Annotated in this window: 24 protein-coding genes and 2 tRNA genes; 11 read left to right on the forward strand and 15 right to left on the reverse strand. The window is 27.6% G+C overall.

Features of this window, described 5'->3' with window-relative positions; all coding sequences use genetic code 11:
- Window positions 1–174: 174 nt before the first annotated feature.
- From ACZ5RS_RS11645 to ACZ5RS_RS11665, 5 genes are all read left to right on the forward strand, one after another.
- Window positions 175–1,353 carry a glycosyltransferase gene (locus ACZ5RS_RS11645; RefSeq protein WP_464635619.1) on the forward strand — a complete coding sequence of 393 codons (1,179 nt, stop codon included), beginning with the start codon at window positions 175–177 and terminating at the stop codon, window positions 1,351–1,353.
- A gap of 139 nt (window positions 1,354–1,492) precedes the next feature.
- Window positions 1,493–3,937: an efflux RND transporter permease subunit gene (locus tag ACZ5RS_RS11650; RefSeq protein WP_464635621.1), complete on the forward strand. Its 2,445-nt coding sequence runs from the start codon at window positions 1,493–1,495 to the stop codon at window positions 3,935–3,937.
- 112 nt (window positions 3,938–4,049) lie between these two features.
- Window positions 4,050–4,862 (forward strand): amino acid ABC transporter substrate-binding protein, encoded by an 813-nt coding sequence (locus ACZ5RS_RS11655; RefSeq protein ID WP_464635623.1) that lies wholly within the window; start codon window positions 4,050–4,052, stop codon window positions 4,860–4,862.
- Window positions 4,863–4,924: 62 nt separating this feature from the next.
- Window positions 4,925–5,560: an amino acid ABC transporter permease gene (locus ACZ5RS_RS11660; RefSeq protein ID WP_464635625.1), complete on the forward strand. Its 636-nt coding sequence runs from the start codon at window positions 4,925–4,927 to the stop codon at window positions 5,558–5,560.
- Window positions 5,561–5,571: 11 nt separating this feature from the next.
- Entirely contained in the window at window positions 5,572–6,333 is a 762-nt protein-coding gene (locus tag ACZ5RS_RS11665; RefSeq protein WP_464635627.1) for an amino acid ABC transporter ATP-binding protein, read from the forward strand.
- Here the strand turns inward: ACZ5RS_RS11665 and ACZ5RS_RS11670 are convergent.
- Together ACZ5RS_RS11670 and ACZ5RS_RS11675 are read right to left on the reverse strand one after the other, a co-directional pair.
- Window positions 6,330–7,955, reverse strand: coding sequence for an N-acyl-D-amino-acid deacylase family protein (locus ACZ5RS_RS11670; protein WP_464635629.1), 1,626 nt, complete (start codon window positions 7,953–7,955; stop codon window positions 6,330–6,332). The genes ACZ5RS_RS11665 and ACZ5RS_RS11670 overlap by 4 nt on opposite strands.
- A 112-nt stretch (window positions 7,956–8,067) precedes the next feature.
- Complete coding sequence (locus ACZ5RS_RS11675; protein ID WP_464635631.1) at window positions 8,068–9,006, reverse strand: hypothetical protein; 939 nt, start codon at window positions 9,004–9,006, stop codon at window positions 8,068–8,070.
- Between the two features lie 226 nt (window positions 9,007–9,232).
- On the opposite strand from ACZ5RS_RS11675, the gene ACZ5RS_RS11680 reads away from it, so the two are divergent.
- Entirely contained in the window at window positions 9,233–10,513 is a 1,281-nt protein-coding gene (locus ACZ5RS_RS11680) for an FAD-dependent oxidoreductase (protein ID WP_464635633.1), read from the forward strand.
- Between the two features lie 37 nt (window positions 10,514–10,550).
- Here ACZ5RS_RS11680 and ACZ5RS_RS11685 read toward each other — a convergent pair whose 3' ends face one another.
- From ACZ5RS_RS11685 to ACZ5RS_RS11695, 3 genes are all read right to left on the reverse strand, one after another.
- Window positions 10,551–11,786, reverse strand: a complete 1,236-nt coding sequence (locus ACZ5RS_RS11685; RefSeq protein WP_464635635.1) for a hypothetical protein — start codon at window positions 11,784–11,786, stop codon at window positions 10,551–10,553.
- Between the two features lie 258 nt (window positions 11,787–12,044).
- Window positions 12,045–12,839: an alpha/beta hydrolase gene (locus tag ACZ5RS_RS11690; RefSeq protein ID WP_464635637.1), complete on the reverse strand. Its 795-nt coding sequence runs from the start codon at window positions 12,837–12,839 to the stop codon at window positions 12,045–12,047.
- A gap of 17 nt (window positions 12,840–12,856) precedes the next feature.
- A tRNA-Pro gene (locus tag ACZ5RS_RS11695) sits at window positions 12,857–12,929 on the reverse strand.
- 347 nt (window positions 12,930–13,276) lie between these two features.
- On the opposite strand from ACZ5RS_RS11695, the gene ACZ5RS_RS11700 reads away from it, so the two are divergent.
- The 3 genes from ACZ5RS_RS11700 to ACZ5RS_RS11710 all read left to right on the forward strand — a co-directional run bounded on the left by ACZ5RS_RS11700 (window position 13,277) and on the right by ACZ5RS_RS11710 (window position 17,881).
- The gene (locus tag ACZ5RS_RS11700) at window positions 13,277–14,800 is read left to right on the forward strand and encodes a peptidylprolyl isomerase (RefSeq protein ID WP_464635639.1); all 1,524 of its coding nucleotides are present in this window, start codon (window positions 13,277–13,279) and stop codon (window positions 14,798–14,800) included.
- Between the two features lie 121 nt (window positions 14,801–14,921).
- Complete coding sequence (locus tag ACZ5RS_RS11705; RefSeq protein WP_464635641.1) at window positions 14,922–15,962, forward strand: DUF2804 domain-containing protein; 1,041 nt, start codon at window positions 14,922–14,924, stop codon at window positions 15,960–15,962.
- A gap of 116 nt (window positions 15,963–16,078) precedes the next feature.
- Window positions 16,079–17,881: a DEAD/DEAH box helicase gene (locus ACZ5RS_RS11710; RefSeq protein WP_464635643.1), complete on the forward strand. Its 1,803-nt coding sequence runs from the start codon at window positions 16,079–16,081 to the stop codon at window positions 17,879–17,881.
- A 53-nt stretch (window positions 17,882–17,934) separates the two neighbouring features.
- Here the strand turns inward: ACZ5RS_RS11710 and ACZ5RS_RS11715 are convergent, their stop codons facing one another.
- The 5 genes from ACZ5RS_RS11715 to ACZ5RS_RS11735 all read right to left on the reverse strand — a co-directional run bounded on the left by ACZ5RS_RS11715 (window position 17,935) and on the right by ACZ5RS_RS11735 (window position 22,329).
- Entirely contained in the window at window positions 17,935–19,077 is a 1,143-nt protein-coding gene (locus ACZ5RS_RS11715; RefSeq protein ID WP_464635645.1) for an MGDG synthase family glycosyltransferase, read from the reverse strand.
- Window positions 19,078–19,214: 137 nt separating this feature from the next.
- Entirely contained in the window at window positions 19,215–19,499 is a 285-nt protein-coding gene (locus tag ACZ5RS_RS11720) for a Trp family transcriptional regulator (RefSeq protein ID WP_464635647.1), read from the reverse strand.
- Between the two features lie 19 nt (window positions 19,500–19,518).
- A complete protein-coding gene (gene cls, locus ACZ5RS_RS11725) occupies window positions 19,519–21,051 on the reverse strand; it encodes a cardiolipin synthase (RefSeq protein WP_464635649.1) in 1,533 nt (510 codons plus the stop codon).
- Between the two features lie 64 nt (window positions 21,052–21,115).
- A complete protein-coding gene (locus tag ACZ5RS_RS11730; protein WP_464635651.1) occupies window positions 21,116–21,655 on the reverse strand; it encodes a hypothetical protein in 540 nt (179 codons plus the stop codon).
- An 86-nt stretch (window positions 21,656–21,741) separates the two neighbouring features.
- Window positions 21,742–22,329 (reverse strand): epoxyqueuosine reductase QueH, encoded by a 588-nt coding sequence (locus tag ACZ5RS_RS11735; protein ID WP_464635653.1) that lies wholly within the window; start codon window positions 22,327–22,329, stop codon window positions 21,742–21,744.
- A gap of 153 nt (window positions 22,330–22,482) precedes the next feature.
- On the opposite strand from ACZ5RS_RS11735, the gene ACZ5RS_RS11740 reads away from it, so the two are divergent.
- On the forward strand, window positions 22,483–23,547 hold the full coding sequence (locus ACZ5RS_RS11740; RefSeq protein WP_464635655.1) for a tetratricopeptide repeat protein: 1,065 nt from the start codon (window positions 22,483–22,485) through the stop codon (window positions 23,545–23,547).
- Between the two features lie 74 nt (window positions 23,548–23,621).
- Window positions 23,622–23,705, forward strand: a tRNA-Leu gene (locus ACZ5RS_RS11745).
- A gap of 182 nt (window positions 23,706–23,887) precedes the next feature.
- On the opposite strand, the gene ACZ5RS_RS11750 is transcribed toward ACZ5RS_RS11745, so the two are convergent.
- The 5 genes from ACZ5RS_RS11750 to ACZ5RS_RS11770 are packed head-to-tail and all read right to left on the reverse strand — an operon-like array spanning window position 23,888 to window position 25,464.
- Window positions 23,888–24,517, reverse strand: a complete 630-nt coding sequence (locus tag ACZ5RS_RS11750) for a hypothetical protein (protein ID WP_464635657.1) — start codon at window positions 24,515–24,517, stop codon at window positions 23,888–23,890.
- Entirely contained in the window at window positions 24,517–24,765 is a 249-nt protein-coding gene (locus tag ACZ5RS_RS11755) for an SHOCT domain-containing protein (protein ID WP_464635659.1), read from the reverse strand. The genes ACZ5RS_RS11750 and ACZ5RS_RS11755 overlap by 1 nt, the downstream gene beginning before the upstream one ends.
- Before the next feature lie 18 nt (window positions 24,766–24,783).
- Window positions 24,784–24,933, reverse strand: a complete 150-nt coding sequence (locus ACZ5RS_RS11760) for an LDCC motif putative metal-binding protein (RefSeq protein ID WP_464635661.1) — start codon at window positions 24,931–24,933, stop codon at window positions 24,784–24,786.
- A gap of 17 nt (window positions 24,934–24,950) precedes the next feature.
- Complete coding sequence (locus tag ACZ5RS_RS11765; protein WP_464635663.1) at window positions 24,951–25,151, reverse strand: heavy-metal-associated domain-containing protein; 201 nt, start codon at window positions 25,149–25,151, stop codon at window positions 24,951–24,953.
- 13 nt (window positions 25,152–25,164) lie between these two features.
- Window positions 25,165–25,464 carry a metal-sensitive transcriptional regulator gene (locus ACZ5RS_RS11770; RefSeq protein ID WP_464635665.1) on the reverse strand — a complete coding sequence of 100 codons (300 nt, stop codon included), beginning with the start codon at window positions 25,462–25,464 and terminating at the stop codon, window positions 25,165–25,167.
- Window positions 25,465–25,472: the final 8 nt, after the last annotated feature.

Genomic DNA, 25,472 nt, shown 5'->3' on the forward strand with positions numbered 1-25,472 from the left:
TACACATAATATCTTATATTCGTATAATAATGTAAAAATAAAGTTTATAAACTTAATATTTATACTAAATATAAAACTTTACTACTAAATTATATTTCACTTAAATTGCTTGTTTTAATTATTGCTTAAATATACTATAGTAAGGTGACAAAAAAATAAAAGGATATTGATTTTATGAAAATATTAATAACAAGCGATTTCTATTTCCCAATTATTTCTGGAATTGCAAATGTTATTTACACATTAAAAAAACAATTAGAAAAAGAAAATCATGATGTTAGGATTTTAACCTTCAAAAAATGTAAAAAATCATATTACGACACTAATGAAAAAATTTATTTTTTCAAATCACTAAACTTTCAATTTTATAAAGATAGTTTAAATGGAATTAACACACATGATTCTTTAATGAAAGAATTATATCTTTGGAATCCTCAAATAATTCACACACAAACAGAATTTTTCTCAATGAGATATGCCAAAAAAGTAGCTAAACATAGCAACTGCCCAATAATACATACCTGGCACACAAATTTCTCTGCTTACAGTGATAATTTTATTGTAGGGAAAAAGTTTTTCTTTTTTATATTAAATTTTATACTTCATAAAAGTTTAAGATATCCTGTAATCAAAATCATTGCACCATCCTCATCTACTAAAAAAATGATAAAGCTGGATTATTCAATTAATATACCAATTGTTGAAATACCTAGTGGAATTGATTTAAAATTATATTCAAGCCCATTAACTGAGGCAGAGAAAACTGAATTATTCACTAAATATAACTTTAAAAAAGATTGTTTTAGAATAATTACAATAGCAAGATTAGCTAGTGAAAAAAATATTGATAAACTGCTGAAATATTTTAGTGAATTAAAATTAAATACAAATAATTTACAATATATAATAGTGGGAGATGGGCCTGAGAAAAAAAAATTGGAACAAATTACTAAATCATTAAAATTAGAAAATAATGTAATTTTTTGTGGAGAAATACAACCAAAAGAAATTCATAAATTTTATAAATGTGCAAATCTTTTTATTAGTGGTTCTTCAAAAGAGACCCAAGGCCTTACATATTTTGAAGCTCTAGCTTCTAATCTCCCTATTGTTTGTAAGGAAAATGAAGTATTAAAAAAAATATTAATTGAAGGGCAAAACGGATATATTTTTGATACTAAAGAAGAATTTATATCAAAAACTAAAACTATTATTGATAACAAAGATCTATATAATTATTTAGTAAAAAATGCACCACTTTCTGTCGCAAACTATGGAGATAAATTATTTATTGATAAACTTGTAAAAATTTACAAAGAGACAATAAATGAATATAATAATAAACAAAAATGAAACTCTTTTGACTATTAATTATTTAAACTATATTGATATATAATTTTTAAATATTGATTAATTAATATATTAAATTATAAAATAGTAATGGTGATTTTTTTTGCCAATATTATACAAAAATTTTAAATTTAGAGGATTTATGCCAAACAGATATTTTTCTTTTCAAAAAAAACATAAAATTACTTATTTAGTTATTTTAAGTCTTTTAACTATTTTTTTCTTAATCAACGCACTTAATTTAGAGATTAACGCAGATTTCAGTTCAATTTTTAGCCAAACTGAATCTCAAATTTATAAAGTGCATGGAGATTTTAATCAAGAAGAAATTAACCAATTACTCGAATCATATAATCAAATAAAAAAAATAGATTCAAATGAAATTGCAAAAGAATCAATACCTGAAAATTTAAGTGATTCTGTAGAATTTGATTACCCAGCTACAACAATTAGTAAAACAGATGAACCAACTGCATCAAGTCTATTATTAATGATAAAATCTAAAGATTTCTTTACTCCAGTTTTTTTAAATACTTTAGATATCTGTCTTCAAAATTTAGAAAATTCTTCCCAAGTTCAAAGTATATCATCAGTATTTGACTATATAACAATTGAAAAAAAGGGAACGCGTTTAGCTGTCACTCCAATTTCATCTCACAAACCTGGTGAATTATGGACAAACGAGGAAGTAGAAACATTAAAGCAAAAGCTGGCAAAAGATCCAACAATTACAGGGTACTTAGTAAGCCAGAATTTAGATGCTGTAATGTTTGTTTTAAACATTTCAAATTTAAATGAAAACGAAATTTATAATTTATTAGATAATTTTGAACCACTTGATCAATTCGGAGGTAAATATGCAATCACCGGTGCATTACCAATTAATTATAGAATAATGCACTACTTATCTCATGACTTAACACTACTACTGTTTTTATGTTTTATTGTTATTCTTATTGTATTTTATCTATCATTTAGAGCGAAAAGAGCCATGATTTTACCTTCTCTACTATCAATTATAGCAATAATTTGGACCTTTGGAACAATGGCTTTATTAGATATTCCAATTACTATTATAAATATTATTACCCCCTGTATGGTTCTTATATTAGGCAGTTCTTATTCTGTGCATATAGTAAGTGAATATTTTGCAAAATATAATTTAGGAACAATAAAGAATCTTGCAGAAATTGCAGCCTCTCATATTTATAGAACAATAATTTTTGCAGGACTTACAACCATTGCAGGATTTATTAGTCTAATGATTTCTAAAGTATCAGGATTAAGAGATTTTGGAATTGTTGTATCAATTGGTATTGTTTATTGTATTATTTTATCATTAACTTTACTCCCAATAATCCTTTCTTTAATTTCTCTTCCAAAAGATAAACAAACTGAAGTTGTAGAAAATGGATTTTTAACTAAAACAATCAAAAAAACATCATCCTTTGTTGTTAAAAATTGGATATGGTTCTGTGTTTTATATGTAATAATTATATTCGGATTTATTTACACTAAAGATAAAATTAGTGTGGATACAAATTACATGGAATACTTCCCTTCCTCTGATAAGATTGTTGAAGATACAAAAGACATATCAACAATTTTTGGTGGAGATATACCATACAAAGTTACAATAACAGCACCAGAAGAATCAGAAAAATATTTTTTAGATCCAGTCAATTTAAAAAAAGTATATGATTTTGAAACCACAGTAACTCAAAGTCCAGATATTCTTCAAAATATTTCATTTTCTTCGTATGTAGCTTATTTAAATGAGTTATATAATGGAAAAAATGAAATTCCAACTAATCCAGCTTTATTAAACTTATTTAACAGATTAATGATTTTATTGAGGGAACATAATGCTGGACTAATTAATCAAACATTAAGTGAAGATGGGAATACACTCACAATATTTTTACAATGCTACGACAGCATTAATAATGATTTAACGACAGTTACAAGTAGTCAAAAATTAGAAGATTTGATGTTAGCTGCTATGCCTCTATTACCTAATGATTGTAATGTAGAATTTGGAGGTACAAATGCCGATGCACTTCGCTTTAGTACACAATTAATTAAAGATCAAAACAACTCCCAAATTATTGCATACTTATTAGTTTTCCTAATTGCAGGAATTGCTTTCAAATCCATATTTAGAGGTTTATTAACGCTTGTTCCTGTATCAGTTGGAGTTATGGCTAATTATATATTTATGTATTTATTAAACATTCCATTCGATATGGTTACTGTAAGTTTTGCATGTGTTGCAATTGGAGCGGGAGTTGATGATGCAATACATTTCTTATTAAAATATTCTACTTTAGTATCATGTGGAGATAACCACTATAAAGACTGCTTAAAAACCACAATAATTGAAACCGGTCGTCCAATTGTTCTTACAACAATTTCAATCGTTATGGGAATGATAATGCTTACCTTTGGTAGCTATATGCCTATAAAATATTTTGGCGTTTTAATGAGTGTTGCCCTAATGAATTCAATGTTAGCAACAATAATAATCTTACCTGCAGTAATAATTTTATTTACAAAAATAAAAAATTTGTTAAAAATTAAAAATTAAATTAAAATAATAATTTTTTTCAATTCTCTTTATGCATAAATATTCATTTTTACTTGTATATTTTTGCTTTATTTATTATACTTTTTTCAAAATTACTAAAGGAAGTTATTATATGAAAAAATTACTAACTCTATTTATACTAACTACTTTTTCTATTGCTACAATTTTTGCTAGTGGGGCAAAAGAAGCTCAAGGAGATAATTCTCTAGAAAAAGTTATGGAAAAAGGCGTATTTATTTTAGGTCTTGATGACTCTTTCCCTCCAATGGGCTATAGAGATGAAAACAATGAAATTGTTGGCTATGATATTGATTTAGCTAAAGAAGTAACTTCAAGAATGGGTGTTGAATTAAAATTACAACCTATCGATTGGAGTAGCAAAGAACAAGAATTAGCTACTGGTAATATTGATTGTATTTGGAATGGTTTCACTATTACTGAAGACAGAAAAGACGTTGTACTATTTACTGAACCTTATTTAGATAACGCCCAAATTTTAGTTGTTAAATCTAATTCACCTTATCAATCAATTGATGATTTAAAGGGTAAAGTTGTTGGCTTACAAGGTGGTAGTACTGCTAGTGATGCAATGGATGCTTCTCCTGAATTTAAAGATAGTCTAAAAGACATAATTGAATTTAGCGACAACTTAACAGCTTTAATGGACTTAGAAACAGGTGGAGTTGATGCTGTATTATTAGACCTTTTTGTTGCTAATGATAATATTAAAAGAAGTGGTAAAGATTTCAGAATCATAGATGGCAGTTTAACTAAAGAAGAATATGGTGTTGGATTTAGATTAAATGATGTTGCTCTAAGAGATAAAGTACAATCTGTTTTAAAAGATATGGCTAGTGATGGCACTATTGCACAAATCTCAACAAAATGGTTTGATGCTGATATTAGTGTAGTTGAAAAAAACTAAATAATTGATATATTAGTTAAGGACGTATATATCTTACGTCCTTAATTTTTTTGGAGATAAATATGAAACAATTATTAATACCAATGTTAGAAGGAACTTTAGTCAGTATAAAAGTTTTCTTCTTCACTCTATTATTTGCTTTACCTCTAGGTATGGTTGTTGCACAAGCAAAAAAAAGCAAGTTTTGGATTGTGAGAAAAATTACAAATATTTATATAATGATTATGAGAGGAACTCCTTTAATTTTGCAATTAATCTTTGTTTACTTCGCTCCATATTATATTTTCAAAACATCCCTTGATAGAATGAATGCTGCAATTGTAGCTTATGTAATTAACTATGCTGCATATTTTGCAGAAATCTATAGAGGTGGTATTCAATCAATTGATAAAGGGCAATATGAAGCTGGAAAAGTCCTAGGATTTACAAAATCTCATACATTTTTCCACATAGTATTACCTCAAGTTATAAAAGAAATAATTCCTGCTATGGGAAATGAAGTTATAACATTAGTTAAAGATACTGCTTTAGCTCAAACAATTGGTGTTGCTGAAGTATTTAGGGTTGCTAAAACAGCTTCTGCAAGAGAATTTAGTACAATGCCTTTATTCATTGCTGGTGTTTTCTATTTTATTATGAACGGGGTTGTTTCAAAAATATTTGAAAAAATAGAGAAAAAACTAAGCTATTACGATTAATGGAGCGAACTATGGAAAAAAATAAATATATTATTGAAGTAAATCATTTAGAAAAAAATTATGGAGATGTACAAGTTTTAAAAGATATTTCTTTTCATGTTTGTGAAGGTGAAGTTTTATCTATAATTGGTCCATCCGGAAGCGGAAAAAGCACATTATTAAGAGCAATAAACCAATTAGAAACAATCGAAGGTGGAGAAGTAATAATTTGTGGGGATACTCTTTGTAATGATAATAACTTAGTTTTAACTAAAGAAGAAAAGAGAAAAATACAACTACATAACGGTCTAGTTTTCCAAGATTTTAATCTCTTCCCTCATATGAGTATTTTAAGAAATATTACTGAAGCATTAATTTACGTACTCAATAAGGATAAAGAAGAAGCAAAAGAAATAGCATTAGAACTATTAGATAAAATGGGCCTTAAAAATAGAGCAGATGCATATCCTTGTCAATTATCTGGTGGACAAAAACAAAGAGTATCAATTGCGAGAGCCCTTGCACTTAAACCAAATGTATTATGGTTTGATGAACCAACTTCTGCATTAGATCCTGAATTAACTGGAGAAATATTAAAAGTTATAAAGGATTTAGCAAAAGAAAAAATGACTATGGTTGTTGTTACTCATGAAATGGCTTTTGCTAAAGATATAAGTGATAGAGTTATATTCATGGATGATGGAATCATTGCTGAAAAGGGCACTCCAGAAGAAGTCTTTGAGCACCCTACTAATCCAAGAACAAAACAATTTTTACAACGTTTTAATAATTAATTATATCTAAGAATTCTACCTGCTTGATGTGCTAGTATTTGTTTATTGTGATAAACACAATTTCCATTTACAAAAACATAATCAATACCTTCAGGTGGAATTTTTGTATTTTGCATGCTTGAGACATCTTTTAAATTATCTAAATCAATTACTAAGAGATCTGCAAAGTTACCTTCTTTAATAACTCCCCTATTTTCTATTTTAAAACGAGAAGCACTTTTGCCTGTCATATTATAAATTAAAGGAACTAAATCAATTGCTTTTCTTTGTTTATAAAAAGTATCAATCAAATGAACAGCAGCTTGATATGATCTAGGATGAGTGGGAAGAGTGAGATCATCACCACTATATAATGCATCTGTTCCAAAACACATTAAAGGATGAGTTAAAATCTTTTCGATACTTTCCATACTTTGAGTAATATCTAACATAAGTGCAGTACCCGTTTCTTTTAACAAAATATCAAAAAAGGTATCAAAACAAGAATCTTCATCATCACTTTGCTTTAGTTTAATTGCTAAATCTTTTAAACTATAATTTTCTAATTCTCTCTGACTTTCCAAATACATTGTATAAATATTATCAAAACCACTCATTTTAATAATTGAATCCCATCCATTAGGATTTTTTATTAATTCTTTAATTTTATTTCTTTCATCTTTATCATTTAAAGCAAGCTTTAAATCTTTATTAGTTAATTTTAAATATTCTGGAGGCAATAAACTATATATAGAAGTTGATCCATATTCATAAGGGTATTGATCAAACCCAATATCAACTCCATCTGCTTTTGCTTGATCAATTAAACTAAGCATTTGATCAACATACTTCTGATTATCTTTACCAATTGCCTTTAGATGGCTAACCTCTAATTTTACCCCACTCTTTTTAGCTAAATTAATAACTTCTTTAAGGGAATTTATTACATAATCACCTTCACATCTATGATGGGTACAAAAGATTTTATTATTAGCTTTAACAACTTTTAATAGAGCTACAAGTTCTTTCTCATCAGCATAAATACAAGGAGCATAATATAGACCTGTAGAAAATCCTATGCAACCTTGTTTTAAACTTTTATCAAGCATATTACACATTTTATCTATTTCTTCATCAGTTGCTGCTCTATTTGCATTTGGTTTTATTACGTTTGCTCGTAAAGCAGTATGACTTTGTAAAAATAGAATATTTGTATTAGGCAAATTCTTTTGAGCCTTTTGATAAAATGATTCAAAATCTGAATAATCATAATTATAGGAACCTAATACATCTTTAGTAAATTCATGGATTGCATTTACAATATTTTGATCCTTTAGATCAATTGGAAATGCACCAACCCCACAATTTCCACCTATTTCAGTAGTAATACCTTGTTGTATTTTACTCATCATATCAGGAGTTCTAAATATTTGAAAATCAGAATGTCCATGAACATCAATAAAGCCTGGTGTGATAATTTTATTTGAGCAGTCAATAATATTTTTTGCTTTAACTATCTCATTATTATTTTTTATAATTTTTTCAATTTTATCATCATTAATTAATAAACTTGCTTTATAAGCTTCTTTATTATTTCCATCAATTATTGTTGCATTTTTTAGTAAAAAAGAATTTTTTTCCATTTTTATTTTAGACCTCACATGATTATTTAAAATCATAAATTCTAATTTAGGTCTATCACAAATACATTTTCTGAGCAAGTGAGTTTTTTATTCTTTAAATGCAAAAAACAAATTATATTGAAAGAAGATTATCAAGTTCTTTTTCAATTGATGATTCAAACATCCTTATTAATTTTGTATAGTTAGATCTATTTAAAGTTAATGTTAAATTAGCTTTTAATTCAGGAATTAATTCTATAGAAATAAAGGCTAAAGGATAATTATCTTCTAATAAAATTTGTGCGAAAATTAAGGATGCAAATAAGAAATCATAACGAGCAAAAGGTTTAAGTCTTAATAATTGAGCAAACATAAAGGAAGCTTTAACAAGTCCATCTAAATTTATCCATTCTCTTTCATACTGAAATATTAGAGTCTCCATTTGCAAAGAAATATCATATTCTTTATCGTCCATTGATGATAAATTAGGTATTGTTCCAGTTTTATATTCTGGAACATAAAAATCATCAATAGATTTAAATAATTTTTCATATGTTTCATTCAATCTATGTTCACTAATATATGGTTTAGCTTTTATATTACTAGATAAAACTGGGCCGTAGCCAGTTTGTTTATAACATTCAACTAAAATTGATTTAGCATTTAAAATTAAAAGTTGAGTATTATAATCTAGATTAACTACTCTTTCTTTATTTAAAACTCTAATTATATCATTTGGATCAATTGGTTCTTGAGAAAATGCCATTAATAAAAATTTTGTAATACTTTGATCAAAATATTTTTGATATAAAAGTGGATCTTTAACAATTTTATTAAATTCTTCTTTTTTTTCAATTATTGATTTTAAGTTAATAGAATCAATTCTTAAGGAAACATTTTTTATATGTCTAATAGTTCTACCATCAGATGGTTTTTCAACATTGGATGGAATATTCCAAGCCCAAGAGGATTTAGTAACACCATCGATACGATTTTCACTACAGAGGATTCTAACTCTTCTTTCAGAAATTCCCCATTTTTTACTTGCTTCTTTAACACTAATATATTCCATATAATACCCCTATTTATAAAATACCTATATAGGAAGAATATTATAAAACACATATTGCAACAAGCTAAAAATTAATATTTTTGTTAAATAAATAATAATTATACAACAAAAAAATAACATAACTCTTTATTAATATTTTCGCAATATGCTTTGACCTTTATTAAGTTTTTTTAGATAATAGAAGAAGTGTTCAAAACACCAAGCTTAAACCAAGGAGCTTAAACATATGGAAAAATATGATGTAATTATTGTTGGATCTGGTCCAGCAGGTATGGGATGTGCTTTTACCCTTCTAGAAAGTCGTCCTAATCTAAAAATCTTAATTCTTGATTCACATAAATATTCTACAGGTGGAATGAGAAACGATTGTAAAATGAATTTTACTTATCCAATAGGATTCCCTTTAGAATATTGGACAAAAGAAATGGCAGATGAATATTTAGATAAAGTTATTGATTTCTTTAAACCAAATATTTTAGAAAAAAATAATATCAAAAATTATCAAAAAAGAGCTGAAAGATTAGGATGCAGTTTAATCGAAATAAAGCAAACTCACTTAGGCACAGATGGTGGATTATTATTAATAAAACAACTTCTTAAAAAACTAGATGAATATGGTGTAGATCTTGCGCTTGGAGAAACAATGCAAACTATTGATAGTGCTAATAAAACTATCGATACTGATAAAAGAACAATTGCTTATGATAAGATTCTTATTGCTCCAGGTAGACAAGGATTCCATTTCTTACAAAATGTCATGAAATCTCTAAATATTGATTATGTTGATAATATTGTTGATATTGGAATAAGAGTTGAAACAAAAATTGAACAATACCCTATTGTTAAAGATTATTATGATCCTAAATTTTACTTCCCAGAAAAAGTTAGAACATTCTGTACAAATAGTGGAAAAGCTCACGTTGTTAGAGAAACATATACTACAAACAATAACGAAAAATGGTTTAGTGTAAATGGACATGCATATTCTAATGATGGGAATAATCAAAATGGGTTAGTTAACTTTGCTATTTTAAAAACTGTTAAATTAACAGCACCATTAGCAAGTGGTCAACAATATGCAGAAAATTTAGGCTTACAAGCTGCTTTATTAGGAGGAGGAAGACCTCTAATGCAAAGAGTTGGGGATTTTAGACTTGGATCTAGAAGTAAAGAATATACCTTCAACAATGACCCTTATAATTTTAAACCTTCCCTTCCCAACTGTACTCCAAGTGATATTTCACTAGCGATGCCTTCAAAAATACTTAGAGCAATTTGGAAAGCTATGAAAAACCTTGATACAATTGTTCCAGGCGTTTTACATCCATCAACTATTATGTATTACCCTGAAATCAAATTATATGCAAACAAACCAACATACAAAGATGATCACTTTAAGGTATGTGATAATATTTACTTTGCTGGTGATGGAGCTGGTACTTCTAGAGGTATTACAGGAGCTTGGGCAAGTGGCATGAGAGTTGCTATTGGAATGCTTCAAGAATAAATAAAAACTAATAATTTAATATCAATCCTCTTATAAACTAATTATGAGAGGATTTTCTTATTTTATCCATGTAAGTTAAACCATATAACATCGACAATGTAAACATGAATAACAGAGCATGTAAACTCTGAGTAAATAATGGAAATTCTTCAAAACAACCACAAAGTAATATAGCTAATAATTGAATTCCAAATATTAATTCAAATCTCTTTCTTCTATATGAAGCATGAATATAATGTTGAATTACTGTTATTGCAGAATATGCAAGTAAAGCAATAATACCTAACATTGCAAATATGCCATAATTGCCTAACATTGCTAAGAACATATTATGATATCTACCAGAATTATTAATAAAACCAGAACTTACACTTGCAGGCACTATATCTTTAATTAGTGAATACATCTGAGAATCACTAGCCCCAAATAAAATATACTTTGGATCTAGAGAAAAAACCGCTCTCCAAATTTCATAAACTTCCGAACGAGTTTTATAAGAACCATATAAAAGAGTTCTCAATCCTTTACAAAATCCAAAATCACAATTCAGTACAACTACAAATAATCCAACTACTATAATTGAAACAGACATTACTATTATAACAATAGATTTAGGTTCTATATATGAATATTTCTTACTTAATACAATATATAAAACAACAAAAATTATTGCTGTCGTAATTAAAACAAAAATTGGTATAAATTCTTTAGAAATAAATAAATTAAAAACATCATTAACAATTAAAAATATAAATAGATACTTTAATTTCGTTCTTTTATAATAAACTAGCAAAAACAATAATAAATATATTGAATAAACTAATAAGTGTGAATAAGTTGCACTAGTATTAAATAAACCTAAGAAACCACTTCCAATTGGAATAAAAGATAATAAAGTAGCTCTAAGATTCTCGCTAGAAATAGCATCAAATAAAAAAGTATTAGTAACTAAATATAAAATAGTAGTTATAATTGAAAGGATTCCTATAAAACCAGTAAATAATAAGGCTATTTTTACACAAGATTTTATCCATTTATATTTATCACAATAAATAAGAGAGATAAAAAAGAACATGGAAGAATGCAATATAAAGAAAGCATTATTGTAGATTTCAAAAGTTGTTTTATGGAATATTGTTAATATTACCAAATAAAAATTAAATAACAAAATCCATTTTACAAAAGGTACTTGCAAAACGGAACTTTCATGATTCAATTTATAATCTTGAATTAATAAAAAAGTACCAAAAAATAATATATAAATTTGAGACATAATGAGTAATGCTACATAAACCATTCGAAAGTTATGAACAAAAGAATCAAACAAATATACTTCAGAATTTAAAATGGTTAAAAAAATATAAATATAGAGATATCTATTCTTCTCAACCATTAACTTGCTATGAGTAATATTTCACCACCTTATTTTATTAGAACAACACACAACAACCATTTTACAATATTATTAACAATAAATAAACTTGTTAGTTACATAAAATAATTAATATTTAAAAACTAAATATTCTGAATCTTAGAAGGATAAATACTTATGCAACCAATTTACACTTAAAGCTTTCCATTGACCACAATGTTCATCCAATTTATAACACTCATTAGTGCACATTGATAAACCATGTTCGCCATTTGGGAATAAATGATATTCACAAGGGACATTATTTTTTATTAATTGATTTACATATAACATACTATTATTGATATCAACTAGTTCATCGTCTTGAGTATGCCAAATAAAAGTTGGGGGTGTATCTTTAGTAACTTGATTTTCTAAACTTAATAATTCTATTAATTCAGGGTCATTATTTGTGACTTTTTCTTTTGAACCTTGATGAGCATACTTACCCAAACTAATAACAGGATAACACAATATAGTAGCATCAGGAGAGTTCAACCCATTATCAATTTTTGTTAATTCAACAATTTTTGGATGATTATATAAAGTAGAAATTGAAGCAGCTAAATGTGCACCCGCAGAAAATCCAATAACTGCAATTTCAGTGGGATTAACAAAGAAAACACTAGCTTTTTCTCTAATTTGAAAAAGTGCATCACTTACTTCTAATAAAGGATTTAAATCTTTAGCATCTTCATTAATTGAATAATCTAAAATAAAAGTGTTAAAACCTTTTTCAAAATAATATATTGCAACAGGATCTTTTTCCCTTGGTGATAATTTTTCATATCCCCCACCAGGTAAAATAACCATTGCACTTCTAATATTTTTTAACATACTATCTTCATTATAATCATGAATATATCCTGTTAAAGGCACTTTTTTTGGGCCAACAGATAATTGAACAATTCTCATAAAAGTCTCCTCTATTATCGGATAGAGAGGACTTGAACCTCCGACATCTTGCTCCCGAAGCAAGCGCGCTAGCCTCTGCGCTACTATCCGTAAATATTATTTCTAGTCTATAAATATTTCTTTTTTAAGTCAATTTTTAATAAAGTTATAACGTATTTTTTTATAAAGACATATATCAAACTAATAGTTTTATTCTTAGTTATAAATAAATACTAGTTTTTCTGAGTAAAATAAAGCTAAATAAATAAAAAATTAAAAAAATGTTTTTATTCTTTATAAAAATGCATTATGATAGTGAGCACTATGTTATATAAATATTGATTTACAACTCTATATAACTAAATTGGAAATAATTCATTGACAGTAATTGCTGTAAATGCTATTTTTCAAAAGATGTATCCTAATAAGGATAAGAATTTTCTAGGAGAGGTTAATAAATGCCTTCAAATGATGATAAAGGGACTGAAAAAGGTTCAACAAAAAATATTAAGATTAACTCAAACAAGAAAAAGAAAGTAAATGTTGGATGGATTTTTGGAATGACTGTTCTCATTCTAATAGCTATTTCTTTCGTTGCTGCACCTGCAATTAGAGCGATTGTTGGACAGTCAGTAAGTGGTGGGCTTAATTTTGGTTCTTACGATGGTGAAGAAATTGTTTACGCTCAAGACACTTATTTATATGACCAATATCAAAAATATGGTTCACAATATGAGGGTTCAACATCAAACAGTGAATTAGCATTATACAATATTTGGAAAAGTGCTTTTGATAGCACAGTTTTCTATACAGCAGTTACTCAAATGGCTGATGATATGGGAATCAAAGCTACTGAAAATCAAATAAACAATGGTATTATTAACAGTGGTTATTATACTGTTGATGGTGCATTTAGCAAAAAAGCTTATGAAAGTGCTACAACAGAACAAAAGAATTCCGTAAGAAAACAAGTTACACAATCTCTTCCTTACAATACAGTTTTAGCAGATTTATCTACAGCATTAACAAGTGATAATGAAACTGATTATGTATTAGAAATGGCTGACAATACTAGAAGTTTCAATTATGTTGTATTTGATTACAATATGTATCCTAAAGAATTAGCAGCACAATATGCTTTAACTAATCCTCAATTATTCTATAGCATTGACTTATCTATTATTAGTACTGATACAAAAGAAAATGCTGATAGCATCATGGATAGCATTAATAATGGCACTTCTTTTGAAGATGCAGCAAAAGCTAATAGCCAAGACAGTTATGCTGAAAATGGTGGTACAATTGGCGTAGTTCCTTATTATGCTGTTAAAAACAACTTTAAAGATGCTCAAGAAGCAACACAAATCTTAGATGGTACTAAAGATAGTATTATTGGTCCTGTTGAAGCAGCTAACGGTTGGTCAATTTATAAATTAAATGCAACTCCTGAAGCAGCAAATTATACTGATGAAACTACTCTTCAAATGATTAGAACATATATTGCAAATAATGACTCTAGCATCATGGATAGTTACTTATTAGAACAAGCTAATAATTTTGTAAATACTGTTGCTGATGATTTCTCAGCTGCAGCTGAAAGCGAAGGATTAGAAGTAAATCAAGTAAGTGCTACTGCAAAAAATATTTCTGATAGTCAATATATGAGCTCATTTAGCTATAGTGATTCAAAAGGTACTTTGGCTAGTGCAGCAACTGATGAAACTGTAATGAAAGATTTATTCAGTGCAGAAGTTGGAAAAGTTATGGCTCCAATTAAATCTAATAACGCTTACCTAGTAGTTGATGTAGCAAGTGAAACAAATGATTCAGGTATGAGTGAATACTTAAAGAGTGTATATCCTTACTATGCTGCTCAAACAATTCCAAATGATTTACAAATTGCTGTAATGGCATCTGATAAATTAGATAGCAAATTTATGTCTGTATTTATTGATAAAATTTTAGGCTCTCAACAAAACTAAAAATTAATAAATACTTATTTTAGAATATGTTAACTTTGGGACTGAAAAATAATTCAGTCCCTTTTTTATTTTATTTATAAATTCTAATTTTTGGTGTAATATATTAGCTAGAGGTAAAAATATGCAAAATGAAATTACTAACCAGATTAATTTACTTAATAGAAGAGGAACATTAACAAAAGAAGGTTGGGCAAAACATCCCCTATTTAATTACAATCGAGATGAGATAAAAGCTAATAAATTTAGAATAAAAGAATGGGATTATTATGCTATAACAAATCAAAAGAAAGGCTATACAATTTCTGTAACAATTAGTGATTTAGGTTATTCAACTTTAGTTTCTATTGCATATATTGATTACAACTTAAAAAAATACTCTCAAATAGATAAAGTTGTATTATTACCATTTAAAAGAATTAAACTATCCCCATCATCTACTGAAGATAGTTATGTGACAAAAAGTTATCCAGAACTTAGAGCTTGTTTTATAAAAAAAGGTAACAAAAGAAAATTAATGTTTAGCTCCCCTTCTTTGGTTTTACCAGATGAAAGCTTAGGTTTAGATGTAGATATAGAACTAACCCAAATTGAAGATATGCAATCATTAAATATTGCAACAAGTTGGAAATCAAATAGAAAAGCCTTCTATCTAAATGAAAAAATCAACTGCATGCCTGCAACAGGAACAATTAAGCGTGGTTATGATATTGAAAAAGTTGATAAAAATAATACTTTTGGAACTTTAGATTGGGGCCGTGGCAGATGGACATACAAAAATACTTGGTACTGGGCCAGTTTATCTACAACAATAGAAAAAATACCTGTTGGTTTAAATTTAGGCTACGGTTTTAGTGATAGATCTGTTGCAAGTGAAAACGTTATTTTTTATAATAATATTATACATAAACTAGATGAAGTAAGTTTTAACATACCTCCCAATTTTTTAGAGAAAGATTGGGTAATAAAAGACAATGAAGGTAAACTTGATTTAACATTTACTCCACTAGTAGATAGGGTTGGCAAATTTAATTACGGAATAATTAAGAGTGACCAACATCAAGTTTTTGGAAAATATAATGGAAAAATTATATTAGAAGATAATAATATAGTTGTTTTAGACAATCATTTAGGTTTTGCTGAAAAAGTGTTTAATAAATGGTAGACAACAGTTGTAATTAGTTATTATTTGTGGTTAAGTATTGACGGACAAAAATAAATTATCTGAAAATTATTAATAAATTACATTATTTATTTCAAATATAAATTAACAGGAGTTACATGCCAGATTTACCAAAATTTAAAAACTTAGGTCTCTCAGATGAGACTATTATGGCCTTAAAAGAGAAAGGCTTTGAAGAACCAACAAAAATACAAGAAGAATGTATTCCACTATTATTACAAGACAACAGAGATGTTATAGGACAAGCTCAAACAGGTACTGGTAAAACAGCAGCATTTGGTCTTCCAATTTTAGAAATTGTGGACCCTTCAGAAAAAGCTGTACAAGCATTAATACTTGCCCCAACTAGGGAATTAGCAATTCAAGTAGCAGACGAAATCACATCCTTTAAAGGCAATAGAAGAATTGACGTTACATCCATCTATGGTGGTGCTTCAATTGATGTTCAACTTAGAAGATTGAGAAAAGGTGTCCATGTTGTAGTTGGAACACCAGGTAGAATCCAAGATCACCTAAAAAGAGGTTCATTAAAATTAAACAAAATTAAATTTGTTGTATTAGATGAAGCAGATGAAATGTTAGATATGGGATTCATTGAAGATATAGAAAATATTCTCTCTCAAACCCCAGAACAAAAAAGAATGCTTTGTTTCTCAGCAACTATGCCTAAACCAATTATGAATCTTGCTTCAAAATTCATGGATAATCCTGAAGTTGTTAAAGTAAAGAGCAGTGAATTAACTAGCAATTTAACTGACCAAGTATATTTCGAAGTTAGAGAAAGTGATAAGTTAGAAGCTCTTTGTAGAATTATCGATATTGAAGAATCTTTCTATGGTATTATTTTCTGCCGAACTAAAGTTCAATGTGACGATATTGGAAGGAAACTCCAAGAAAGAGGTTATGATGCTGAAGCACTTCATGGTGATTTATCTCAAAAGCAAAGAGAAATAATCTTAAACAAAATGAAGAAACATTCTATTAGCATTATTGTTGCAACTGACGTTGCGGCTAGAGGTATCGATATCAATGATTTGACTCATGTTATCAACTACTCTATCCCACAAGCTCCAGAGGCTTATATACACCGTATAGGACGTACTGGCCGTGCTGGTAAGATGGGAACAGCTATTACTTTTATAACACCTTCAGAATTTAGAAAGTTTAAATTCATTCAAAAGGTTGCAAAAACTGATATCAGAAAAGCATCAGTTCCAGCACCAAAAGAAGTTGTTTCAATCAGAAGAGATAGAATTGAGAGTGAATTACTATCATTACTTACAAATAATGTTGAAAATGATCAATTCTTACCAATTGCAAAAAAAATGCTTAATGCTCACGATAGTGAACAAGTTTTAGCATCAGTTTTAACTTATTTCTACAAAGATGCATTAGATGAAAGCAAATATAAAGACTTGACACCTACAAGAGGTTCTAGACAAAAAGAATTCCCTTCAAAATTCAATAGAGAAGATGATGGACAAGTAAGACTATTTATTGCTCGTGGTAAAAAAGACGGTCTTGATAAGAGAGAATTAATTTCATATTTACAAGATAAAACAAATGCTTCAAACGAGGATATTCAAGAAGTAACAGTAAGAGATGCTTTCTCATTTGTAACAGCACCTTTTGAAGTTGCTGAAGATATAATTAGAATTATCAATAAAAGTGTTACTAATGGCGGTAGACCAATTGTTACTAGAGCGAAACCAGATAATCCAAATGGTAAAAACCTTACTAGAAACAAAAGATCTTCTTCTAGAAAAAGTGGTAAACTACGTCATTCAAGAAAAAAGAATAATGATGAGTCTCAACCTTATGGAAAAGATTCTTATAGAAGAGACGAATGGGATACTAAACCATATTCAAAAAAGAAAAGTAGAAAAAAACATAGTAGATAATACAATTAAAAAAATCCTTCAAATCGAAGGATTTTTTTAATGCTTTTTCAATCTTATTTATTATTTATTTTCATAAATTTCCTATATTCTTCATCTGCTATTTCTAATAATGGGATACACCCAAATTTAATAGGCAATGAATTTAAATCATCTTCTACAGGCTTCCTAAAAGAAGGATCACTAGCATAAGAAATTAAAATATCTACTTGCTTTTCTATATCTCCTTCTGCCCAACCTATTTTTTTTATTTTCATAAAATCAATAAATGCTCTTGAAGTATATAATAACTCACTCATTAAGAAAGGTCTTTTTAAATATAAAGATTCTAAAAGTGAATTAGCACCTGTTTTACCAATTTGTATATCACAAGCTTTAATATAAAGACCAATATTATCAACAAAACCTGGCGTTACTAAATCTAAATCAGGATATTTCCTTCTTAATTCTTTATATTTCAAATTAGTTGTTTTAGATAAATTACCTAAAACAAGTATTTGCCAATCAAGATTCCTATTTATAATCTCTTCAATGAGCTTGACATTACCAATGCCTTCACCTCCAAAATTTAAAATAATAGTAAACTTATTTTGTTTTAAATTTAATTTTAATCTAGCTTCTTCTTGATTTACATCCCCATATTTCATAACATCATGCTTCAATGGGAAAGGAACAACCATTACTCTACTAGGATCAATACCATTCTTGATACAATTTTCACGACCCAACTCTGAAGCTACAAAAAATTTAGTAACATCATTAGAAGTTCCTATTCTCGGATTATCAAAGACATCTGCAACATAAACAAAAAGAGGAATATTAATATTCGCTCTCTTCATCATTGTAGTTAAGATTGGATTTGCTAAATAATTGGTACATATAATATAATCAGGCTTTTCTCTATTATACCAATCGATAAATTTATTTAAATACTTATCACCAAATTCGGCAAAGAATTTTATTCTATCATGAATAAATTTACCATCCAATTTATCATTTAAAACTCTTTCAGCTTTTGGATGATGTAAATTAGCTCTCCACCAGTTCTTTACCATTTTGTTCCATGATTTAGCACCAAAAATTAAGAATAAGTTCTCTAGTGTTGCCTCATTTCCCATACGTATATAATGATCATATAATGCTTTTGCAGGAACATAATGACCTTTTCCTGCATCTACATAAATAAAAGAAACTTTCATATTTCCTCAATTATTTTTCAATAAATTTGATAATTGGCTTAATCAATGTTATCCATATTACCATTGGTATACTACCAAATAATGTAATACTTGTCCATTAAATAAGAAAAATATATTTCGTACAAATTTTAGGACATTTATATATGTAAATGGTCATCATATCTATCAGAAAGTAATTTTTTAACATAAGAACCCTCTTTTTTCAAGATTTTTGAACCTCTAGTTATTTTACACAAGCTTATCTTATGCTTAGCCGCAATTTCTCTTTGAGGAAAACCTTGGTAAAGATCTTTCAATAAATCCCATCTTAAAACAAAATCTTTTTGTTCTCTATCAGTAAACATTTCGCTAAATAATTTTTCCATCATTTTGGGATCAGTTGTTTCACTGAATATTTTTATTAAATCATCATAATCGTTCATCTATCTACCTCTTTTTATTTTATAAAATTGGGGAGAATAATCTCAAAATAACTCTATAAAATCTTCTAAATATATTAATTGATGTTGCTTTATTATAATCTATTCGTTCACTAATATTAAACAAATTTTCCATATCTTGTTTAACATCATTAATTATTGAAGCTCCAAAAAAAGCAACACCACATTCGAAATGCAAATAAAAAGACCTATAATCCATATTTACAGTACCAATTATTGCAACTTTATCATCACTTAAAAACATCTTACAGTGAATAAAGCCTGGAGTATATTCATATATTTTAACCCCAGCACTAATTAAATCAACATAAAATGATTTAGAAACTTCATGCACATAAATCTTATCTGGAATTTTTGGAACAATTAAACGTACATCAACACCACTTTGAGCAGCGATTGATAAGGCATTTACCATATTGCGGGTAATTACTAAATATGGAGTTGTAATCCAAACATAATTTTTAGCCATATTAATTATTTGCAGATATACTGTTTCAGCCATCGCTACATCATCTAAAGGATTATCTCCATAAGGTTGAACAAAGCCATCATCCTTAGCCTCATATGTTGGAGCATAATCTAATAAATTATCATCACTACCATCAGTAACATCCCACATTGATAAAAATAGAACAGAAAAATCCCAGACTGCAAGACCTTTAATTCTTATTGCATTATCCTTCCAATGTCCGAATCTAATATCTCTATTAATATATTCATCAGCTAAATTAACACCGCCAGTAAAGGCTACATTCCCATCAATTACACAAATTTTTCTATGATCCCGATAGTTCATTCTACTATTTATATGAGGTTTTACAGGATTAAATACTCTAGCTTTAAATCCCATTTCCCTTAATTGCTTTGCATAATTACCAGGAAGACCACCAATACAACCAAAATCATCATAAAGGATTCTAATATCAACACCTTCATCTTTTTTCTTTTTCAAAACTTCTAATACTTGAGACCACATTTCTCCCAAAGAAATGATAAAAAATTCTAAAAAGATAAATTTTTCAGCTTTTTCGAGCTCTTCTAAAAAATCTGGTAAAAAATCATCACCTAGCGGATAATATTTAGCTTCAGTTTTTTGCCAAGGAGAACTAAATGCTGATCTAGAAATATATTTTGATTGTCTAACTAAATCTCTATCATATTCATATAAATTACCAATAGTTTGTTTTTTTGTTTCATTATTAATTAATTGGGCACGAGTAAAACTTCTAACAAATTTATTAAGACGCTTCTTACTAAAAAAGCTAAGAGTTTTTTTACCAAAAATTAAATATAACAAAACCCCATACACAGGAAAAACCATTATTACTAATAGCCAACCAATAGCATATTCTGGTTCATGTTTATTAAAAATAACCCACAAAGCAAATAAAAATGATATAAAAACCATAATCTGGGTTAATAATGCATTATTAGTTACTCTAGAAAACAATAAAATTATAACTGCTAACTGTGCAACAATTAAGATTGCTGAAAAAAACAATCTACTTGTAATAATTTTAATAAATTTTTTCAACTCAACATCCATTTTAAAATGACTGTTTAAGTTAAATCACAGTCATCAATTATAAGAATTCAAATTACAACTCTTGCTCTTCACTTGCATTTACCCAGAAATCAATAGGATAAACAGTATAACCAAATTTAGCTGATAAAGTACTTGGATCAACTTTAAAAATAGAAGGAAGTTCATGAATGTAGCTTCCATTTTCAATTTCTTTTTGTATTAATTGATTTGGTAAAATTATCTCTAAAGCTAACTTATTAATTTCTTTTTCTAAATCACTATCTAAAATTGCTTTAGTTCTAAATCTTACACTATCTGATAAAAGATTTATATCTGTTAAGTCAGTCAAAATATATTTAGCAATAAGATAAGCAATACTTTCCTTAACCACCCCAGCAGGCCTATCTCTATTCATTAATAAATACCAACCACATCCTTTATCAAACTTTTTTGTTTCTTCACTTTTAACGCGAATCAATTTACCCGTAATAGCAGGGTTCAACATTGGAGAGCAATATATTCCCAAATTCATTCGTTGTGATAATTTAACAACATTAACTGGTCCTTCTTTTTGAAATTCAGGTAGTATTTGGAAAAAAGTTTCTTTGTCCATCAAGTGTCTCCTTAAACAAATTCAATCCTCAATAAAATAGAGGCTATTTTTGTAATATTTTACCATTTTTTTAATTTTTTTACAAATTAATCTTTTTTATCTATTTTTTGATGCTCTTTTTGGTATTTAAGCGCATCTCTATGTGAAAATTCACATCCACAATAGTGTTGTCTATATAAATCAAACTTTTTACTTAGCTCTATACTTCTAGCATATCCATTCTTCTTTTTAAAGTTCTTTTCTTCAAAACCTTCATATTTATTTCCAATGGAAAAAATTCGTTCACTGTTTTTATATCTACTAACTGTTAATGTTGTTGTAAAATGCTTTATACCAAGTTCTTTTGCTTTTTTTGCAGCTAAGTTTAAATTATAATCAAAACAATACCCGCAACGCTTTGCCCCTTCCCTTTCATTTTCGAAACCTTTTACAACCTCTAACCAAGCTTGATGATCATAATCATCTTTTATCACTTCTAAATTATGAATTTGTGCAAGTTTTAACAAGTTATCAAATCGTTTATCATATTCACTTTCTGGATAAATATTATCATTAGAAAACCATAAAACAATTTCATAGCCTTCATCAATTAATCTTTCAACACAAGTAGTACTACAAGGTGCACAACAACAATGTAATAATATTTTTTTATCATCAATTGATTTATCATTCATAACTTTATCCTTTACCATTCTAGTATTGATTATATAAAGAAATATTAAAGGAAACAACTCATATTAGACGTAAATATTTTATCTTATATTTGTTTATTTGTTATTTTTTGTTATAATAGTATTATTGATTAAATATTTTTTAGGAGAAATATCATGAAAAGCAAATATGGAGCTTTAGGCGCAATTATTTTATGTTTTGTTCTAGGCTTCCTTCCAATACCTAGCTTTCTAAAAGTTATAGGAATTATTTTAATTTCTTTTGTAATAATATATGTAAATAGGTCTCTTTTTTATTTCATTATGGGAAATAGAAATTACATGAGTAAAAAAACAGAAAATAAAGAAAAAACCTGGCAATATTATAGAAAAGCTTATAATGCAAACTTAATTGATAAATATAAAATTACAATGGCTAGTATTTTAATTCAAAAAGATGATTTTACTTTTGGGGGAAAAATATTAGATTCTATAATTGATAAATCTAAAGATAAAGATTTAGTTAAAAGAGCAAAAATACAAAAAAGCATGGTTTATCAACTAAATAACGAAATTGATAATGCTATTAAAATCTTAGAAGATGTTAAGGCAGAAGGTTATAATGATAAAAACCTAATGATTAATTTAGGTACATATGTTTTATATAAAGGGGATTTAAATAAAGCAAGTAGACTAATACATGAAGCAAAAGAAGAAGAAAAAACAAGCAGTGGAATTGCAGATAATCATGGTTGGTATTTAATCCTCAAAGAAAAATGGGAAGAAGCATATAAAATTTATTTAGATGTACTAGAGAGAAAACCAAGATTCCCAGATCCATATGTTCATGCAGCTCAAGTATTCTTGCATTATAATAATGTTGAAAAAGCTATTGAATGCTTAACTGAAGCTTCAAAGAAAACTTGGACAAATACAATTTTTTTCAAACAAGAATTAATAACTCAAATGATTAACAATTTAAATTCGGATAAGAGTTCATATTATGTTGCTTGCATTAACAATAGTATTTGTGAAGTTGCAAAAGGTGAAATTTATAAAACATTAAGCGACGAAGAAGCAGAAAAATATTTAGAAAAACCTTTTAAGAAAGAACCAATTGTTGAAACTATTGAAGAAGAAGAAAAAGATAATCAAGAAATAATTGAAGCAGAAGTTGATGAAGCTCTTCCAAATACAGAGTTAACTGAGGAAGATTTAAAGTGGGAAGAAGAACATAAATAATAAAACTATTATAATATTTATTTTAAATTATATATTGAATAAATAAATTACTTATGGTAAATTTCAACTTGTGCGCCGGCGTGGTGAAATTGGTAGACACGATAGACTCAAAATCTATTGGGGGCAACTCTGTATCGGTTCAAGTCCGATCGCCGGTAATCAAATTAAAAATTTATTAAGTTCGTTAAATAAAACGAGACTTTTATATCTACTATTATAAGTCACCTATTTAGGTGATTTTTTTTCGAAATAAAAGTCTACAAATATAAATATTATCAAAAATTATTATCATTGGAAATTCAAAAATTTTATAAATTCACAAAAAATAATTTTTTAAAACTCAAGAATTAATTGTATTAATTATATCTTTATAATCAGATAATGTTATTTCACCCCTTGCTAATCTAACTTTTAGCAATGACAAAGCTAAATTTTTTTCTTGATATTTTGGGCTTATATAGTGTTTTTTATTTAAAATTAAAATTATAACAACTAATAATACTAAAATAATTGTTATACCCAAATACCAATAATTACCTAATCTATTATAATAAGAATTCCATTGTGCAGGGAAATATGACATCATCATTGAGTGATGGAATCCAAAATAATTTTGTCTTGTTCTAAAATTATTCAAATCGCCACCAAGTAATATATACTGTTTACCTAAATCTCTATGATACTGTGCCAATTCAAAAGAACCTTCACCACCTAACATTTCATCCATTCTCTCATGATGCCAAGAATTACTTATAAGTTCATCCATTACAACATCTCCTAATTCCTCTAATAAAATTGGAGATACTTGAGAAATAGGAATATTAGAAATATTATCAGCTTGCGTTTCTTGCAAAATATCCTGAACAATCATATCTAAACTTCTACCATGCTCTTGAGATGCAAAAACACTAATATTTGTGATAATAGCTATTACAATTAAGATGATTAGAAATTTTATTTTTTTATTCATTATTTCTTTAATTCCTCTTTCATTCTTAAAAATTCTTCTTTGGTAATCAATCCTTTTGCATATCTCTGTTTTAAAATTTCAATTGGATCTTCATTAAGTTCATCTCTTGAATGAGATTCAGATTTCCCATTATTTCTAAAAATTAAATACAATACTATCCCAATCAAAACTATAAAAAATATCATCATAATTATTCCTCCATATGGAAAATTAAAAAATGGACAAGATCTAAAAAATGAATACATCATTTAATCTCCTTTGCATAATTAACTTTTATAATTACTATGCAATTTTTGTTTACTATTTAAATCACAACAATCTAAACGTTGTGAACCATAAGTCTCTTCATTAGCTTTTGCTAATTTATCTAAATAAGCTAACCATCTAACTTTTATTTTCTTAAAAATATGTTTCATTTTTCATTCCTCAACAACTATTGTGGGTCATAACCAGCATCACTTATTGCAGCTTTAATTAGGTTAACATCCCCTTCTTTACCAGGTTTAAATGTTATAGAAACTTCTTTATTTTCCAAAGAAACAGAAGCGTCTTCAACAAACTCTATATTTTTTACTACTTTCTCAACTCTCATTTTACAATGATTACAACTCATACCATCAACTTTGATTACCATAAAATATAACTCCTTACTTAGTCATTTTTTTAATTGTTTGTAGAAGTTCATCTACAACTTCAATTTCACCACTCTGGATTTGGTTAACAACACAACTTTTCATATGTGCTTCTAATAAGAGCATCCTAACCCCATTTATTGCAGATTCAACACTCATAAACTGATGTAAAATATCATCACAATAAACATCATTTTCTATCATTTTAGTGATGCCTCTAATCTGGCCTTCTATTCTGTTCATTCGCTTCACCATCTTATCCTTAGTTTCATATGAGTGATGAGCCTTTCTAGTGTTATCTGATTCACAATGCATATAGTATA

The sequence above is a fragment of the Pleomorphochaeta caudata genome (assembly GCF_055395745.1).

Coding starts and splice junctions, on each gene's coding strand:
- ACZ5RS_RS11645 (WP_464635619.1), top strand. CDS start 175: ATGAAAATATTAATAACAAGCGATTTCTATTTCCCAATTATTTCTGGA.
- ACZ5RS_RS11650 (WP_464635621.1), top strand. CDS start 1,493: ATGCCAAACAGATATTTTTCTTTTCAAAAAAAACATAAAATTACTTAT.
- ACZ5RS_RS11655 (WP_464635623.1), top strand. CDS start 4,050: ATGAAAAAATTACTAACTCTATTTATACTAACTACTTTTTCTATTGCT.
- ACZ5RS_RS11660 (WP_464635625.1), top strand. CDS start 4,925: ATGAAACAATTATTAATACCAATGTTAGAAGGAACTTTAGTCAGTATA.
- ACZ5RS_RS11665 (WP_464635627.1), top strand. CDS start 5,572: ATGGAAAAAAATAAATATATTATTGAAGTAAATCATTTAGAAAAAAAT.
- ACZ5RS_RS11670 (WP_464635629.1), bottom strand. CDS start 7,955: ATGGAAAAAAATTCTTTTTTACTAAAAAATGCAACAATAATTGATGGA.
- ACZ5RS_RS11675 (WP_464635631.1), bottom strand. CDS start 9,006: ATGGAATATATTAGTGTTAAAGAAGCAAGTAAAAAATGGGGAATTTCT.
- ACZ5RS_RS11680 (WP_464635633.1), top strand. CDS start 9,233: ATGGAAAAATATGATGTAATTATTGTTGGATCTGGTCCAGCAGGTATG.
- ACZ5RS_RS11685 (WP_464635635.1), bottom strand. CDS start 11,786: ATGTCTCAAATTTATATATTATTTTTTGGTACTTTTTTATTAATTCAA.
- ACZ5RS_RS11690 (WP_464635637.1), bottom strand. CDS start 12,839: ATGAGAATTGTTCAATTATCTGTTGGCCCAAAAAAAGTGCCTTTAACA.
- ACZ5RS_RS11700 (WP_464635639.1), top strand. CDS start 13,277: ATGCCTTCAAATGATGATAAAGGGACTGAAAAAGGTTCAACAAAAAAT.
- ACZ5RS_RS11705 (WP_464635641.1), top strand. CDS start 14,922: ATGCAAAATGAAATTACTAACCAGATTAATTTACTTAATAGAAGAGGA.
- ACZ5RS_RS11710 (WP_464635643.1), top strand. CDS start 16,079: ATGCCAGATTTACCAAAATTTAAAAACTTAGGTCTCTCAGATGAGACT.
- ACZ5RS_RS11715 (WP_464635645.1), bottom strand. CDS start 19,077: ATGAAAGTTTCTTTTATTTATGTAGATGCAGGAAAAGGTCATTATGTT.
- ACZ5RS_RS11720 (WP_464635647.1), bottom strand. CDS start 19,499: ATGAACGATTATGATGATTTAATAAAAATATTCAGTGAAACAACTGAT.
- ACZ5RS_RS11730 (WP_464635651.1), bottom strand. CDS start 21,655: ATGGACAAAGAAACTTTTTTCCAAATACTACCTGAATTTCAAAAAGAA.
- ACZ5RS_RS11735 (WP_464635653.1), bottom strand. CDS start 22,329: ATGAATGATAAATCAATTGATGATAAAAAAATATTATTACATTGTTGT.
- ACZ5RS_RS11740 (WP_464635655.1), top strand. CDS start 22,483: ATGAAAAGCAAATATGGAGCTTTAGGCGCAATTATTTTATGTTTTGTT.
- ACZ5RS_RS11750 (WP_464635657.1), bottom strand. CDS start 24,517: ATGAATAAAAAAATAAAATTTCTAATCATCTTAATTGTAATAGCTATT.
- ACZ5RS_RS11755 (WP_464635659.1), bottom strand. CDS start 24,765: ATGATGTATTCATTTTTTAGATCTTGTCCATTTTTTAATTTTCCATAT.
- ACZ5RS_RS11760 (WP_464635661.1), bottom strand. CDS start 24,933: ATGAAACATATTTTTAAGAAAATAAAAGTTAGATGGTTAGCTTATTTA.
- ACZ5RS_RS11765 (WP_464635663.1), bottom strand. CDS start 25,151: ATGGTAATCAAAGTTGATGGTATGAGTTGTAATCATTGTAAAATGAGA.
- ACZ5RS_RS11770 (WP_464635665.1), bottom strand. CDS start 25,464: ATGCATTGTGAATCAGATAACACTAGAAAGGCTCATCACTCATATGAA.